Annotated in this window: 15 protein-coding genes; 2 read left to right on the plus strand and 13 right to left on the minus strand. The window is 60.3% G+C overall.

Annotated features, from left to right (window positions below):
• The first annotated feature begins 30 nt into the window (after positions 1-30).
• Positions 31-246 carry a Sec-independent protein translocase subunit TatA gene (gene tatA, locus CPH57_RS02440; RefSeq protein WP_004940019.1) on the plus strand — a complete coding sequence of 72 codons (216 nt, stop codon included), beginning with the start codon at positions 31-33 and terminating at the stop codon, positions 244-246.
• A 93-nt stretch (positions 247-339) separates the two neighbouring features.
• On the opposite strand, the gene lipA is transcribed toward tatA, so the two are convergent.
• The 13 genes from lipA to leuS all read right to left on the minus strand — a co-directional run bounded on the left by lipA (position 340) and on the right by leuS (position 13,841).
• The gene (gene lipA / locus CPH57_RS02445) at positions 340-1,305 is read right to left on the minus strand and encodes a lipoyl synthase (protein ID WP_004940018.1); all 966 of its coding nucleotides are present in this window, start codon (positions 1,303-1,305) and stop codon (positions 340-342) included.
• On the minus strand, positions 1,298-1,966 hold the full coding sequence (gene lipB, locus CPH57_RS02450; RefSeq protein WP_015376934.1) for a lipoyl(octanoyl) transferase LipB: 669 nt from the start codon (positions 1,964-1,966) through the stop codon (positions 1,298-1,300). The genes lipA and lipB overlap by 8 nt, the downstream gene beginning before the upstream one ends.
• A gap of 134 nt (positions 1,967-2,100) precedes the next feature.
• Positions 2,101-2,367, minus strand: coding sequence for a DUF493 family protein YbeD (gene ybeD / locus CPH57_RS02455; RefSeq protein ID WP_004940012.1), 267 nt, complete (start codon positions 2,365-2,367; stop codon positions 2,101-2,103).
• Positions 2,368-2,471: 104 nt separating this feature from the next.
• Complete coding sequence (gene dacA, locus CPH57_RS02460; protein ID WP_004940010.1) at positions 2,472-3,683, minus strand: D-alanyl-D-alanine carboxypeptidase DacA; 1,212 nt, start codon at positions 3,681-3,683, stop codon at positions 2,472-2,474.
• A gap of 180 nt (positions 3,684-3,863) precedes the next feature.
• Positions 3,864-4,949, minus strand: a complete 1,086-nt coding sequence (gene rlpA / locus CPH57_RS02465) for an endolytic peptidoglycan transglycosylase RlpA (protein ID WP_096241999.1) — start codon at positions 4,947-4,949, stop codon at positions 3,864-3,866.
• A gap of 10 nt (positions 4,950-4,959) precedes the next feature.
• On the minus strand, positions 4,960-6,072 hold the full coding sequence (gene mrdB, locus CPH57_RS02470) for a peptidoglycan glycosyltransferase MrdB (RefSeq protein WP_004940006.1): 1,113 nt from the start codon (positions 6,070-6,072) through the stop codon (positions 4,960-4,962).
• A gap of 8 nt (positions 6,073-6,080) precedes the next feature.
• Complete coding sequence (mrdA, locus tag CPH57_RS02475; protein WP_033642160.1) at positions 6,081-7,976, minus strand: peptidoglycan DD-transpeptidase MrdA; 1,896 nt, start codon at positions 7,974-7,976, stop codon at positions 6,081-6,083.
• A 38-nt stretch (positions 7,977-8,014) separates the two neighbouring features.
• Positions 8,015-8,485, minus strand: a complete 471-nt coding sequence (rlmH, locus tag CPH57_RS02480; RefSeq protein ID WP_004940002.1) for a 23S rRNA (pseudouridine(1915)-N(3))-methyltransferase RlmH — start codon at positions 8,483-8,485, stop codon at positions 8,015-8,017.
• A gap of 3 nt (positions 8,486-8,488) precedes the next feature.
• Complete coding sequence (gene rsfS / locus CPH57_RS02485) at positions 8,489-8,806, minus strand: ribosome silencing factor (RefSeq protein WP_004940001.1); 318 nt, start codon at positions 8,804-8,806, stop codon at positions 8,489-8,491.
• A 194-nt stretch (positions 8,807-9,000) separates the two neighbouring features.
• Positions 9,001-9,663, minus strand: coding sequence for a nicotinate-nucleotide adenylyltransferase (nadD, locus tag CPH57_RS02490; RefSeq protein WP_096242000.1), 663 nt, complete (start codon positions 9,661-9,663; stop codon positions 9,001-9,003).
• Positions 9,653-10,687, minus strand: a complete 1,035-nt coding sequence (holA, locus tag CPH57_RS02495) for a DNA polymerase III subunit delta (RefSeq protein ID WP_033651150.1) — start codon at positions 10,685-10,687, stop codon at positions 9,653-9,655. The genes nadD and holA overlap by 11 nt, the downstream gene beginning before the upstream one ends.
• Positions 10,684-11,244 (minus strand): LPS assembly lipoprotein LptE, encoded by a 561-nt coding sequence (gene lptE, locus CPH57_RS02500; protein ID WP_033633932.1) that lies wholly within the window; start codon positions 11,242-11,244, stop codon positions 10,684-10,686. The genes holA and lptE overlap by 4 nt, the downstream gene beginning before the upstream one ends.
• Before the next feature lie 14 nt (positions 11,245-11,258).
• Positions 11,259-13,841, minus strand: a complete 2,583-nt coding sequence (leuS, locus tag CPH57_RS02505) for a leucine--tRNA ligase (protein WP_096242001.1) — start codon at positions 13,839-13,841, stop codon at positions 11,259-11,261.
• A 285-nt stretch (positions 13,842-14,126) separates the two neighbouring features.
• Here leuS and CPH57_RS02510 point away from each other — a divergent pair, with 285 nt between their 5' ends.
• Positions 14,127-14,609 (plus strand): zinc ribbon-containing protein, encoded by a 483-nt coding sequence (locus tag CPH57_RS02510; RefSeq protein ID WP_025301844.1) that lies wholly within the window; start codon positions 14,127-14,129, stop codon positions 14,607-14,609.
• Position 14,610: the final 1 nt, after the last annotated feature.

The following is a 14,610-nucleotide window of genomic DNA, read 5'->3' on the forward strand; positions in this document are numbered from 1 at the left end:
CACGCAGCGCTCTATGATAAGAAGGTGAGTATGGAAGGTATCAGCATTACCAAACTTCTGGTGATTGCGGTGTTGGTGATTTTACTGTTCGGCACCAGCAAACTGCGTACGCTCGGCGCCGATCTTGGCGCGGCGCTGAAAGGCTTTAAAAAAGCCGTGGGCGATGACAGCACGCCGCCGGCCGCCGGCAACAACGCCGCCGAAAGCCAGTCCGCTCAGCAGAGCGTCGAAAAGAAAGACGTTTAACCCCGTCTGACTGCGCGCAATAAAAAACGGATGCCTTGCGGACATCCGTTTTTTGGCGTTTCCGCCGTCTATAGCGTAACAAACTATTACGCGTTATTTCACTTCCATCCCTTTGGCCTGCAGATCGGCGTGGTAAGACGAACGCACGAACGGGCCGCAGGCGGCGTGGGTGAAGCCCATCGCCATCGCTTCTTCTTTCATCTCGTCAAACTCGGCAGGGCTGACGTAGCGCTGCACCGGCAGGTGGTGACGGCTCGGCTGCAGGTACTGACCCAGCGTCAGCATGGTCACGCCGTGGCGACGCAGATCGCGCATCACTTCAATGATTTCCGCGTTGGTTTCGCCCAGGCCGACCATCAGGCCGGATTTGGTCGGGATATCCGGGTGCGCTTCTTTAAAGCGCTCCAGCAGCTTCAGCGACCATTCGTAGTTGGCGCCCGGACGCACCTGGCGGTAGACGCGCGGCACGTTTTCCAGGTTGTGGTTGAATACGTCCGGCGGCGTGGCGGTGAGGATCTCCAGCGCGCGGTCCATACGGCCGCGGAAGTCCGGCACTAGCGTTTCAATTTTGATGTTCGGGCTTTTGGCGCGGATGGCGGAGATGCAGTCGGCAAAGTGCTGAGCGCCGCCGTCGCGCAGATCGTCGCGGTCAACCGAGGTGATCACCACGTAACGCAGCGCCATGTCGGCGATGGTTTGCGCCAGCTTTTCCGGCTCGTTGGCGTCCGGCGCGATCGGGCGGCCGTGGGCCACGTCGCAGAACGGGCAGCGGCGGGTGCAGATGGCGCCGAGGATCATAAAGGTAGCGGTACCGTGGTTGAAACACTCGGACAGGTTAGGGCACGAGGCTTCCTCACAGACGGAGTGCAGGCCGTTCTTGCGCATCGCGGCTTTGATGCCCTGAATGCGCGTTGAGTCGGCAGGCAGTTTGATCTTCATCCACTCGGGTTTACGCAACAGCTCCTGCCGTTCGGTGACCACCGTTTTGACCGGGATCAGCGCCATTTTGTCAGCATCGCGGTATTTGACGCCGCGTTCCATCTGAATTGGTTTACTCATAATCGTGCAGGTTCCAGTTACGAAGCTCGACCGTCTGGTAGCCGAGTAAATGAACAAATTCCTGTACCAGGATTGGGTGTATGTCTTCAATGCCAACGCCGGGCGCCAGCGCGCTGACCTGCGTCATCTGCATACCGGCGTAACCGCAAGGGTTGATGCGTTGGAAGGGGCTGAGATCCATTGCCACATTCAGGGCCAGGCCGTGGAATGAGCTGCCTTTGCGGATCCGCAAACCCAACGAACAGATTTTCTGCTCCCCCACGTACACGCCGGGCGCATCCGGACGGGCGCGCGATGCGAGGCGGAAGTGGGCGAGAGTGTTGATAACCGTATCTTCTATCGCCGTGACCAACTGACGTACGCCGACCTTGTTGCGTTTCAGATCGACCATCACGTACATCACCTGCTGACCCGGCCCGTGGTAGGTCACCTGGCCGCCGCGATCGCTCTGGACAACCGGGATGTCGCCGGGCATCAGCACGTGTTCGGCTTTGCCGGCCTGACCCTGGGTGAACACCGGGTGATGCTGCACCAGCCACAGCTCGTCCGGCGTGGTCTCGGTACGACTGTCGGTGAAGTTATGCATGGCTTGGGATACAGGCGCGTAGGGCTGCAACCCCAGCTGACGCAAAATGATCTTGTCTGGTTGCAAAAGAGTCATCGTCAGGTTACAGAAGTGGTAAAGCCATTATACCGGGCGCTCCGGCCTGCGACCAGCCTTTCGCTGACCAAAAATGCGCAACCCGGGAAGACGCTGCGCCATCCCGGGTTGATAAGCAGGGGTTTATGCTGGAATTACAGCACCATGCGAACAATTTCAATGTTGCCCAACTCTTCGTACAGGGTTTCGACCTGCTCGATGTGAGTGGCGTTGATGGTGATGGATACGGAGTGGTAGTTGCCTTTGCTGCTTGGCTTGACCTGCGGGTTGTAATCGCCCGGCGCATGGCGCTGCACCACTTCAACCACCTGGTCAACCAGCTCAGGCTGCGCCAGGCCCATTACCTTGTAGGTAAACGAGCAAGGGAATTCGAGCAGTTCGTTCAGTTTAGTTTTTTGCATGTGCGTGCGCTCCAGAGTGCTAGCTAATCTATAAAGTATAACTCCCGCCGGGGCGGGAGTTAGTGTTATTCACTATATGGGGACGATTTCGCCCGTTTCAACCGTTAACCGAACCAGTGGTGGAACATCAGTTTGATGTAGTCCACGATGCGGCTGAAGAAGCCGCCTTCTTTCACTTCGTTCATCACCACCAGCGGACGCTGGTCGATGGTTTTGCCGTCCAGCTGGAAGTTGATGCTGCCCACCACCTGGTTTTTCGCCAGCGGCGCGTGAATTTCCGGCGTGTTCAGCACGTAGCTGGCCTTCAGATCTTTCATGCGGCCGCGCGGAATGGTCAGGTAGACGTCTTTGTCCACGCCCAGCTCAACGCGGTCGGCATCGCCGAACCAGACCGGCTCGGAGGCGAACTCTTTACCGACTTTCAGCGGCGCCACGGTTTCGAAGAAGCGGAAGCCCCAGGTCAGCAGTTTCTTGCTTTCGGCTTCGCGGCCTTTGTAGGTGCGGCCGCCCATCACGGCGGAGATCAGGCGCATTTGGCCTTCGGTCGCCGAAGCCACCAGGTTGTAGCCCGCCGCGTCGGTATGGCCGGTTTTGATGCCGTCGACGTTCAGGCTGTTATCCCACAGCAGACCGTTGCGGTTCATCTGGCGGATATTGTTGAAGGTGAACTCTTTTTCTTTGTAGATCGCGTACTCTTCCGGCACGTCGCGGATCAGCGCCTGGCCGATCAGCGCCATGTCGCGCGCCGAGCTGTATTGGCCCTGCGCATCCAGGCCGTGCACCGTCTGGAAGTGGGTATTCTGCAGGCCCAGCTTGCTGACGTAGGTGTTCATCAGGTTGACGAAGGCGTCCTGGCTGCCGGCGACGTAGTCGGCCATCGCCACGCAGGCGTCGTTACCGGACTGCAGGTTGATGCCGCGGGTCAGTTTAGAGACCGGCACGCGATCGCCCGGCTTCAGGAACATCAGCGAGGAGCCTTTGAACACCGGGTTGCCGGTCGCCCAGGCGTCCTGGCCGACGGTCACCAGATCGTCCTGGCCGATTTTGCCCGCTTTCAGCGCCTGGCCGATGACGTAGCTGGTCATCATTTTGGTCAGGCTGGCCGGATCGCGACGCGCATCGGCGTTCATCTCGGCCAGCACCTTGCCGGAGTTGTAATCAATCAGGATGTACGCTTCCGCATCGATCTGCGGGACACCTGGGATCATGGTTTTGATGTTAACGTCATCGGCGTGCGCAACGGAGGCTGCGCTCATTGCGATAACGGTGCCGAGGGCGATGCTTTTGATTAAGCGAAAAGAAGTTACTTGTTTCATGATCGGGACTACAACATCCGTGAAAGTAAAGTTAAAAAACGAGCCACACTATAGCAGATGCGATCCCGGCAGGCATTACCCATTCATCTGACTAATTGCGGTTAGTGCCCTTTTAGCTGCAAGAAAATGTTTCAGCTAAATAACCGCTTATCGGCCGTGAATGCCCGCCGGGCTTAACGCTCAGGGTGCAGCAGTAACGAAAGACTGTTGTTGCGCTTCGCTCGCCAGGCGTTGCTGCAGCTGGGCCGCCTGTTGACGGCTGCTGAACGGGCCAAGCTGGACGCGGTAAACGTTGCCGTTAGCCGCCACTTTGCCCGGGACGCCAAACTGTTGGCTCAGGCTCTGTTGCCAGCTCTGGGCGCGTTCGGCGCTGCTCAGCGCGCCGACCTGCACCACGTAGCCGCCGGAAGAGGCGGCAGCAGCCGTGCCGACAGCCGCCGCGCCGGCCGCGACCGGTGCGGCTACCGCGGCGACTTCAGGTTCGGAACCTTCCAGCACCCCGGCCGGCACCGCGCTCGGCGCGCCGAGGAAACCGCTGCGGCCGTTGGCGGCATTGCCGCCGGCAGTTGGGGAGCTGTTGTCGTCGGTGCGCAGGGTGCTGTTATCGATCGGGCGCACCGCCGCGCCGCTGGCGATCGGCGCCTCCTGTTGAATAGGGGTGCCCATGCCGCTGGAGCCGAGATCCGGGCGCGCCGGCAGGGCGTAGCTCTGTTTCGCCACGATGGTGCCGATGGTGCCGGGGCCGCTCAGCGTGCCGTCCGGCGCCACGTTGATGAAATCTACCTTGACCTTGGTGTTGTTGGACAGGTTGAGGCGGTCGGCGGCGGCTTTCGACAGATCGATGATGCGGCCCTTGGTGTATGGCCCGCGATCGTTGACGCGCACCACCAGCTGACGGCCGTTGGCCAGGTTAGTGACGCGCACATAGCTTGGGATTGGCAGGGTCGGATGCGCCGCCGTCAGGCCGTTGGGGTCAAACTGCTCGCCCAGCGCCGTGGTGTTGCCGTTGGCCTCTTCGCCATACCAGGCCGCCAGGCCGGTCTGCGAGAAGTTCTGCGGATCTTTTACGATGCGGTAAGTATCGCCATTAACCTTATAATCCTGCATGTTATTAGGGTTATAGGGTTCATATTGAGGCTCGACGCCGCCGATTTCCACCACCGGGCCGTTGTACGGCTGCGGAGGGGCTTGCTGTTCCGTGGTCGGGGCGGTACAGGCGGAGAGCAACACCGCCGCGACGCCGATCCAAAGCCATTCCTTACGCATTACTCACCTCTTATAAACTTTTAGACAGCATTTTCCGATGCGTGTGGATCGACATGATGATGCCGAAACCGGCCATCAACACTATCAGCGCCGAACCCCCGTAACTGACCAGAGGCAAAGGTACGCCAACTACCGGCAAAATGCCACTGACCATACCGATGTTAACAAAGACATAAACGAACAAAATCAGCATCAAGCCGCCGACCATGACGCGGCCAAAGGTGGTTTGCGCCTTGGCGGCGATCATCAGCCCGCGGATGATCACCAGCAGGTAAAGCGCCAGCAGCACCAGCACCCCGATCAGCCCCAGCTCTTCGGCCAGGACGGCGAAGATAAAGTCGGTATGGCGCTCCGGCAGAAACTCCAGCTGTGACTGGGTGCCGTGCAGCCAGCCCTTGCCGGACAGGCCGCCGGAGCCGATGGCGATCTTGGATTGAATGATGTGATAACCGGCGCCGAGCGGGTCGCTCTCCGGATCGAGCAGCATCATGACGCGGTCGCGCTGATAGCCGTGCATCAGGAAGAACCACAGCACCGGGATGAAGGCCGCCAGCGCGACGGCGGCGACGGCGATCAGCTTCCAGCTCATGCCGGACAGGAACAGTACGAACAGGCCGGAAGCGGCGATCAGGATAGAGGTGCCCAGATCCGGCTGCGCGGCCACCAGCAGCGTCGGCAGGAAGATCAGCACCAGCGCGATGGCGGTGTTTTTCAGCGAAGGCGGGCAGACGTCGCGGTTCATAAAGCGCGCCACCATCAGCGGCACGGCGATCTTGGCGATTTCCGACGGCTGGAAGCGCACTACGCCGAGATCCAACCAGCGCTGCGCGCCTTTACTGATCTGCCCGAAGGCGTCCACCAGGATCAGCAAAATCACGCAGAAGATATACAGATAGGGCGCCCAGCTTTCGTACACGCGCGGCGGGATCTGCGCCATGACGGCCATCACGATCAGCCCCATGACGATCTGCCCGATCTTGCGCTCCATCATGCCGATGTCCTGGCCGCTGGCGCTCCACATCACGAAGGCGCTGTAGACCAACAGGGCCAGGATCAGCAGCAGGAACGTCGGGTCGATGTGGATTTTGGTCCAGATCGAGCCTTTTTGTTGGCTTTCAGTCATGTTCTACCTTAGTCACCTTCTACGCCAGGCGGCAGCGGGGCCTCGCTTGGCAATTGCGTATTGTTGTCGCCCAGCAGAATGTGGTCGAGGATCTGGCGGGTGATGGTCCCCACCGCCGGACCGGAGCCGCCGTTTTCCAGAATGATGGCGACCGACACCGTCGGGTTGTTGAACGGTGCGAAGGCGGTCATCAGTTTGTGATCGCGCAGGTGCTCCGCCAGTTTGTGGGCGTTGTAGGTTTCATAGCCGAATACCTGTGCGGTACCCGATTTCGCCGCGGCTTTATAAGGTGCGTCCGCAAAGTATTTGCGCGCCGTCCCGTTCGGACGGTTGGCCACACCGTACATGCCGTCTTTGGCAATTTCCCAGAAGCCGGAGTGAATATCGCCGATCTGCGTGTTTTCTTCCTGTTTGAACGGCACCAGCGCGCCGTTGATGCGGGTGCTCTGCAGCAGGTGCGGCGTTTTGACGGTGCCGTCATTGATCAGGGTGTTCAGCGCCTTGGCCATCTGGATCGGCGTCGCGGTCCAGTAACCCTGGCCGATGCCTACCGGAATGGTGTCGCCCTGATACCACGGTTTTTTATAGCGTTTCTGCTTCCATTCGCGCGTCGGCATCAGGCCGGAGCGCTCTTCGGACAGATCGATGCCGGTGTACTGGCCGTAACCGAATTTGGTCAGCCAGGTCGACAGCCGATCGATCCCCATGTCATAAGCGACCTGGTAGAAATAGGTATCTGCGGACTCTTCCAGCGCCTTGGTGACGTTCAGGCGGCCGTGGCCCCATTTCTTCCAGTCGCGAAAGCGTTTTTCCGAGCCGGGCAATTGCCACCAGCCGGGATCGAACACCACGGTGTTTTTGGTGATCACCCCGGCGCTCAGCGCCGACACCGCGATATAAGGCTTCACCGTCGAGGCGGGCGGGTAGACCCCCTGGGTGGCGCGGTTGATCAGCGGGCGATTCGGATCGTTCAGCAACCCCTGATAGTCCTTGCTGGAAATGCCGTCGACGAACAGGTTCGGATCGTAGCTCGGGTTGGAGACCATCGCCAGGATGGCGCCGGTGCGCGGATCGCTCACCACCACCGCGGCGCGGCTGCCGACCAACAGCTGTTCGATATAGCGCTGCAGGTTAAGATCGAGCGTCAGGTAGACGTCCTGACCGGCGGAAGGCGGCTGTTCGTGCAATTGGCGGATCACCCGGCCGCGGTTGTTGACCTCGACCTCTTCATAGCCGGTTTTGCCGTGCAGCGTGTCTTCGTAATAGCGTTCGATGCCCAGCTTGCCGATATCGTGGGTGGCGGCGTAGTTGGCCAGTTTGCCGTCTTTGTCCAGCCGCTCGACGTCGCGATCGTTGATCTTGGACACATAGCCGGTGACGTGGGTGAGGGCGGAGCCGTAGGGATAGTAGCGGCGCTGGTAGCCTTTCACTTCCACGCCCGGGAAGCGGAACTGATTGACCGCAAAACGGGCGACTTGCACCTCGGTCAGCGCGGTTTTCACCGGAATGGAGACGAAACGGCGCGAGCGCTTGCGCTCTTTTTCGAAATTGGTGATGTCGTCATCGGTCAAGTCGACCACCGGGCGCAGCGCCTGCAGCGTGGCTTTGAGATCGTCGACCTTTTCCGGCATCAGTTCCAGCTGATAAATGGTGCGGTTGAGCGCCAGCGGAGTGCCGTTGCGATCGTAGATAATGCCGCGGCTGGGCGCGATGGGCACCAGCTTGATGCGGTTTTCGTTGGAGCGGGTGCGGTAATCCTCGACGCGGACCACTTGCAGATTATACAGGTTGGCGATCAGGATGCCGGACAGCACCAGGATGACCAAGAACGCCACCAGGGCGCGGCGTACAAACAGGGCGGATTCAGCCGTATAGTCGCGAAAAGGGTTACGTTCTATTTTCATCCCGCTGCTTTATTTCACTCTGTCACGGTCACCACCGGCTATTCCCGGTGGTAAGGATGATTTGTAGTAATACTCCAGGCGCGGTAGAGGCTTTCGGCCACCAGGACGCGCACCAAAGGATGCGGCAGTGTCAACGGAGAAAGCGACCAACTCTGCTCGGCAGCGGCTTTGCAGGCGGGCGCCAGCCCTTCCGGGCCGCCGATCAGCAAGCTGACGTTGCGGCCATCCTGCTTCCAGCGCTCAAGCTGCTGCGCCAGCTGCGGCGTTTCCCACGGCGTGCCTGGGATATCCAGCGTAACGATGCGGTTGCCTTTGCCCACCGCCGCCAGCATTTGTTCGCCTTCCTTGTCCAGAATGCGTTTGATGTCGGCGTTTTTGCCGCGTTTGCCGGCCGGGATCTCGGTCAGCTCAAACGGCATATCTTTGGGAAAGCGGTGCAGATAATCCATAAAGCCGGTTTGCACCCAGTCTGGCATTTTGGTGCCGACCGCCACCAATTGCAGTTTCACCGCTTAGCTCCAGAGTTTTTCCAGCTCGTACAGGCGACGGCTTTCTTCCTGCATCACGTGCACGATCACTTCGCCCAGATCGACCACGATCCAGTCGGAGGCTTCCTGGCCTTTCATGCCAAACAGCTCCATGCCCGCGGCGCGGGATTCCTGCACCACGTGGCTGGCGATCGACATCACGTGGCGAGTCGACGTGCCGGTGCAGATGATCATGCAATCGGTGATGCTGGATTTGCCCTGTACGTCCAGAGCGACAATGTCTTGGCCTTTGAGGTCATCGATTTTATCGATGACGAAATCTTGGAGCGCTTTACCTTGCAAAGGTTCCCCCTCGGGTGTGTTCTGTTCAGTCGGCTGCGGCGGGCAAAATGCGCGCGCCGCGGCGTAACCGGATAAAGGTTTCGGCAGGCTGCCGCTGAAAGCCAGCTAACTGGTGACTGCCCGGCCAGCTAAGGTTTCCGGGGTTTTCAGCGGATACCTGAAAAATAGCGGCGCAGTATATCACGCACCTTTCGCTAGCGATATAAACCCTGCAACTCGATATAGCGCTGCACCGGGCGCGGCAGCAGATCGTCGCAGTTGAGGCCCTGATGGCGGCGCTGGCGGATCTCGGTGGCGGAAATTTCCAGCTCCGGCGTATCGGCCAGATAGATATGGCCGTGCGGGCGGCGGCTGAGCAGCGCCGCATCGGCGGTGCGATGACGTTCCAGCCACTGCTGCAGTTCCGGCGTGTCCATGCGATCGTTATAGCCCGGGCGCGCCAACACCAGCAGATGGCAGACGTCCAACAGCGCCTGCCAGCGATGCCATTTATGCAGCGTCAGCAGCGAGTCCTGGCCAATAATAAACGCCAGCGGCTGGGCGGCGCCACGCTCTTTACGAATCGTTTCCAGCGTCTCGATGGTGTAGGAGGGGGTGGTGCGATGCAGTTCGCGATCGTCGACCGCGAACAGCGGATTGCCGGCGATCGCCAGCTCGACCATCTTCAAGCGCTGCTGTGCGTTGGCCTCGGGCTGCGGGCGGTGCGGCGGCACGTGGTTAGGCAGCAGCGTGACGCGATTCAGGCCCACTTCGGCGGCCAGCGCCTCCACCGGCCGCAGATGGCCGTAGTGGATCGGATCAAAGGTGCCGCCAAACAGCGCGTGCAATACGGTGGGGTGTTCCGGATTAGTGGGCATCGGTAAAACTCGTGGCCAGGGGTTTGCCGCACAGCAGCATCGACAGGGTTTCCAGTTCCGGCCAGACCGACTGGCCATAGTCCTGCTTGAGGGTCAGCTCGATTTGCGTCAGCAGCTGTACCGCTTGCTGCAGCTGGGCGCCGGACAGGCGTTGCAGCGCCTGGGTCACCAGCGGGCGGCGGTTCTGCCAGACCTTGTGCTGATCGAACAGCGTGCGCAGTGGCGCGGACGCCATGCGGCGCTGCAGCGTCAGCAACAGCAGCAGTTCGCGCTGCAGGGTGCGCAACAGGATCACCGGCTCGACGTCCTCTTGCTGCAGCTGCTGCAAAATATGCCAGGCGCGCTTGCTCTTGCCGGCCAGCAAGGCGTCCAGCCAGTGGAACGGCGTGAAGTGGGCGGCGTCGTTCACCGCCTGCTCGACGCGCGGCAGGGTGAGCTTGCCGTCCGGGTGCAGCAGCGACAGCCGCTCCAGCGCCTGCGACAGCGCCAGCAGGTTGCCTTCGTAGCAGTAGCACAACAGCTGATTGGCCGCGTCGTCCAACTCCAGCTTCATCGCCTTGGCGCGCGTGGCGACCCAGCGCGGCAGCTGTGCCTGCTCCGGCGTCTGGCAACTGACGAGGGCGCCGTGCGGGCTGAGCGCCTTGAACCAGGCGCTGTTTTCCTGCGCTTTGGTGAGGCGCGGGCCGCGCAGGATCAGCAGAATATCCTCGTGCAGCAGGGTGGCGAGCTTGGTCAGCTGTTCGCCGATCGGCGCCGTTGGGCCGTTTTCCGGGAAAATCAGCAGCAGCGTCTGGCGGCTGGCGAACAGGCTCATCGCCTGGCAGATGCCGAAGATGGCGTCCCAGTCGGTGTGGGCGTCGAGGGAAATGCTGTAGTGCTCGCTGAACTGCTGCTGTTGCGCGGCCTGCCGGAGCAGATCCTGGCTTTCCTGCAGCAGCAGCGGTTCATTGCCGCTCAATAAATAACAAGCGCGCAGCCCCTCTCGGAGCTGCGCGGCAAGTTGTTCCGGATAAATGCGGATCATTGTGCGGTTTGGCTTGCCGCTCGTTCGCCGACGGCAGCGGCTTTCTGCCGGTTTTCTTCTTCCGCCGCGTGCACGGTCAGCAGTTTGCGCACCAGCTGTTGCGCCGCCTGCTCACGCATTTCCTGGCGAATGATCTCCTGCTCGGAGTCTTTGGCCAGCGCGGTCAGCGGGTTGTCGAAGAACGAACGGAACACTTTCACCGACAGCGGATACAGGTCGTGCCCCGGGATCAGCACCTGGGCCTGCACGGTCAGCACCAGCTGATACTCGGCGGTTTTACCGTCCTGGAAGATCGAGGCGGTATCCTGGCTTTCCGTCGCGCCGACGATGCGCAGAGAAGGCACGTCTTTACGCTTCGGATCGCTGACGATGGTCACGGCGTTCAAACGCAGTTGCTCACGCACCGCGCGCGTCAATGGCCCATAAGGATCCGAACTGTCCAGGATCAGCGTTTTCATTTCATTAGGCACCTGCGTGGTGCCACGCAGGTGAAAACCGCAGCCGGCGGTGACCAGCACCGCCAACCCCAGCAACAGCGTCAGAATACGTTGTCGCACAACTCCTCCTTGTGTTAACCCACAACCAGGTTAAGCAGTTTGCCCGGAACGTAGATCACTTTGCGAATCGTGACGCCGTCCAGATATTTAGCCACCAGATGCTCTTCCGCAGCGCGCGCGCGCACTTGCTCTTCGGTCGCATCGGCAGATACGGTGATTTTAGCGCGAACCTTGCCGTTCACCTGCACCACCACCAGCTTGGAGTCTTCGACCATCGCCTGCTCGTCGGCAACCGGCCATGGCGCGGTGTCCACGTCGCCTTCGCCGCCCAGCGCCTGCCACAGGGCGAAGCACACGTGCGGGGTGAACGGATACAGCATGCGAACGACGGCCAGCAGCGCTTCCTGCAGCAGTGCGCGATCCTGCTCGCTCTCCTGCGGCGCGCGGGCCAGTTTGTTCATCAGCTCCATCACGGCGGCGATCGCGGTGTTGAAGGTCTGGCGGCGGCCGATATCGTCGGTCACTTTGGCGATGGTTTTGTGCAGATCGCGGCGCAGCGCTTTCTGCTCTTCGTTCAGCGACGCCACGTCCAGCGGCTGCACCGCGCCTTTTTCCACGTGATCGTAGGCCAGTTTCCATACGCGTTTCAGGAAGCGGTTAGCCCCTTCCACGCCGGATTCCTGCCACTCCAGCGTCATTTCTGCCGGTGAAGCGAACATCATGAACAGACGCACGGTGTCCGCGCCGTATTTTTCCACCATCTCCTGCGGGTCGATGCCGTTGTTCTTCGACTTCGACATTTTGCTCATGCCAGCATAGACCAGTTCACGGCCTTGCGGATCGGTGGCCTTGATGATGCGGCCTTTGTCATCGCGCTCGACGGTGGCGTCAACCGGGGATACCCAGACGCGCTCGCCGCTGTTGCCGGTGTAGTAGAAGGCGTCGGCCAGCACCATGCCCTGACACAGCAGGCGCTTGGCCGGCTCATCGGAATCCACCAGGCCCGCATCGCGCATCAGCTTGTGGAAGAAGCGGAAGTACATCAGGTGCATGATGGCGTGCTCGATGCCGCCGATATATTGATCGACCGGCAGCCAGTAGTTGGCGGCGGCCGGATCCAGCATGCCCTGGTCGTACTGCGGGCAGGTATAGCGCGCGTAGTACCAGGAGGACTCCATAAAGGTGTCGAAGGTGTCGGTTTCGCGCAGCGCCGGCTGGCCGTTGACGGTGGTCTTCGCCCACTCAGGGTCGGCCTTGATCGGGCTGGTGATGCCGTCCATGACCACGTCTTCCGGCAGGATCACCGGCAGTTGGTCTTCCGGCGTCGGCATCACGGTGCCGTCTTCCAGGGTCACCATCGGGATTGGCGCGCCCCAGTAACGCTGACGGGAAACGCCCCAGTCGCGCAGACGGTAGTTGACCTTGCGCTGGCCGACGCCTTTGGCGACCAGTTTGTCGGCGATGGCGTTAAAGCCCGCTTCGTTGTCCAGGCCGTCAAACTCGCCGGAGTTGAACAGCGCGCCTTTGTCGGTCATCGCTTCGGCGCTCACGTCAGGCTGGCTGCCGTCGAGGTTCAGGATCACCGGTTTGATCGGCAAATCATATTTGGTGGCGAATTCCCAGTCGCGCTGGTCGTGCGCTGGTACTGCCATCACGGCGCCGGTGCCGTATTCCATCAGCACGAAGTTGGCGACCCACACCGGCAGCTTCTCGCCGCTCAGCGGATGGACAACGAACAGGCCGGTCGGCATGCCTTTCTTCTCCATCGTCGCCATTTCGGCTTCGGCCACTTTGGTGTTGCGGCATTCGTCGATGAAGTCGGTCAGCGCCGGGTTGTTGCGCGCGCCCTGTTGCGCCAGCGGGTGGCCCGCGGCGACCGCCACGTAGGTGGCGCCCATGAAGGTGTCGGGACGGGTGGTGTAAACCGTCAGCTTCTCTTCGCTGCCAGCCACGTCGAAGGTGATTTCCACGCCTTCGGAACGGCCAATCCAGTTGCGCTGCATGGTTTTCACCTGCTCCGGCCAGCTTTCCAGCGTGTCCAGATCGTTCAGCAGCTGATCGGCGTAGGTGGTGATTTTGATGAACCACTGCGGGATCTCTTTACGCTCGACCTTGGTGTCGCAGCGCCAGCAGCAGCCGTCGATAACCTGTTCGTTGGCCAGCACGGTCAGATCGTGCGGACACCAGTTCACCGCCGAGGTCTTCTTGTAGACCAGGCCTTTTTCATACAGCTTGGTGAAGAACCACTGTTCCCAGCGATAGTATTCCGGCTGGCAGGTGGCGATTTCGCGATCCCAGTCGTAGCCGAAGCCCAGCAGTTTCAGCTGGTTCTTCATGTATTCGATGTTGTCGTAGGTCCACGGGGCCGGTGCGGTGTTGTTTTTCACCGCCGCGCCTTCCGCCGGCAGGCCGAACGCATCCCAGCCGATCGGCTGCAGTACGTTTTTGCCCAGCATGCGCTGATAGCGCGAGATCACGTCGCCGATAGTGTAGTTACGAACGTGGCCCATGTGCAGTCGGCCGGACGGGTAAGGCAGCATGGATAGGCAGTAGTACTTTTCCTTGCTGTCGTCTTCGGTAACTTTGAAAGTCTGCTTCTCTTGCCAGTGAAGCTGTACGTTCGATTCTATGTCTTCTGGACGGTATTGCTCTTGCATGGCGGCCGGTGGTCCTGTAGGTGTAAACCGTTGCCTCGGTCAGAGGCAACGCAATGAACATTTAGTATTCGTAGATCCGCATAGCATAGCTGATAAGACCTCCCGGCAACAACTCCAAGCGCCTGACTCGGCGCATTTAAAAAAAACGCCGCCATGACGCGGCTCACAACCTGCGGATCCCGCGTCTTGCCAAGTGACATCAGTCATTTACGGCTAAAATAAGAACAAGTAGCTTAAGGGTATCCCCATGGCCAAGTCCGGCGCAGCGTTTATCGAGGAGAGTCTATGAACAAGGTTGCTCAGTATTACCGCGAATTGGTGGCATCGCTGACCGAACGTCTGAAAAACGGCGAACGCGATATCGACGAACTGGTGGCCAGCGCGGAGCGGCGGTTGAACGAGGCCGAAGATCTGACGCGCGACGAGGTGCGGCAGGTGACGCAGGCGGTGCGGCGCGATCTGGAAGAGTTCGCCCGCAGCTATCAGGAAAGCCGGGACGAGTTTACCGACAGCGTGTTTATGCGGGTGATTAAGGAGAGCCTGTGGCAGGAACTGGCGGATATCACCGATAAAACCCAGTTGGAGTGGCGCGAGGTGTTCAAGGATGTCAGCCACCACGGCGTGTATCACAGCGGTGAAGTGGTGGGGCTGGGCAATCTGGTCTGCGAACAATGTCACTACCACCTGGCGTTTTACACGCCGGAAGTGCTGCCGCTCTGCCCGAAATGCGGTCACGACCAATTCCAGCGTCGGCCGTTTGAACCCTGAT

It is taken from the genome of Serratia sp. JKS000199, assembly GCF_900215455.1.
Lineage (GTDB): Bacteria > Pseudomonadota > Gammaproteobacteria > Enterobacterales > Enterobacteriaceae > Serratia > Serratia ureilytica.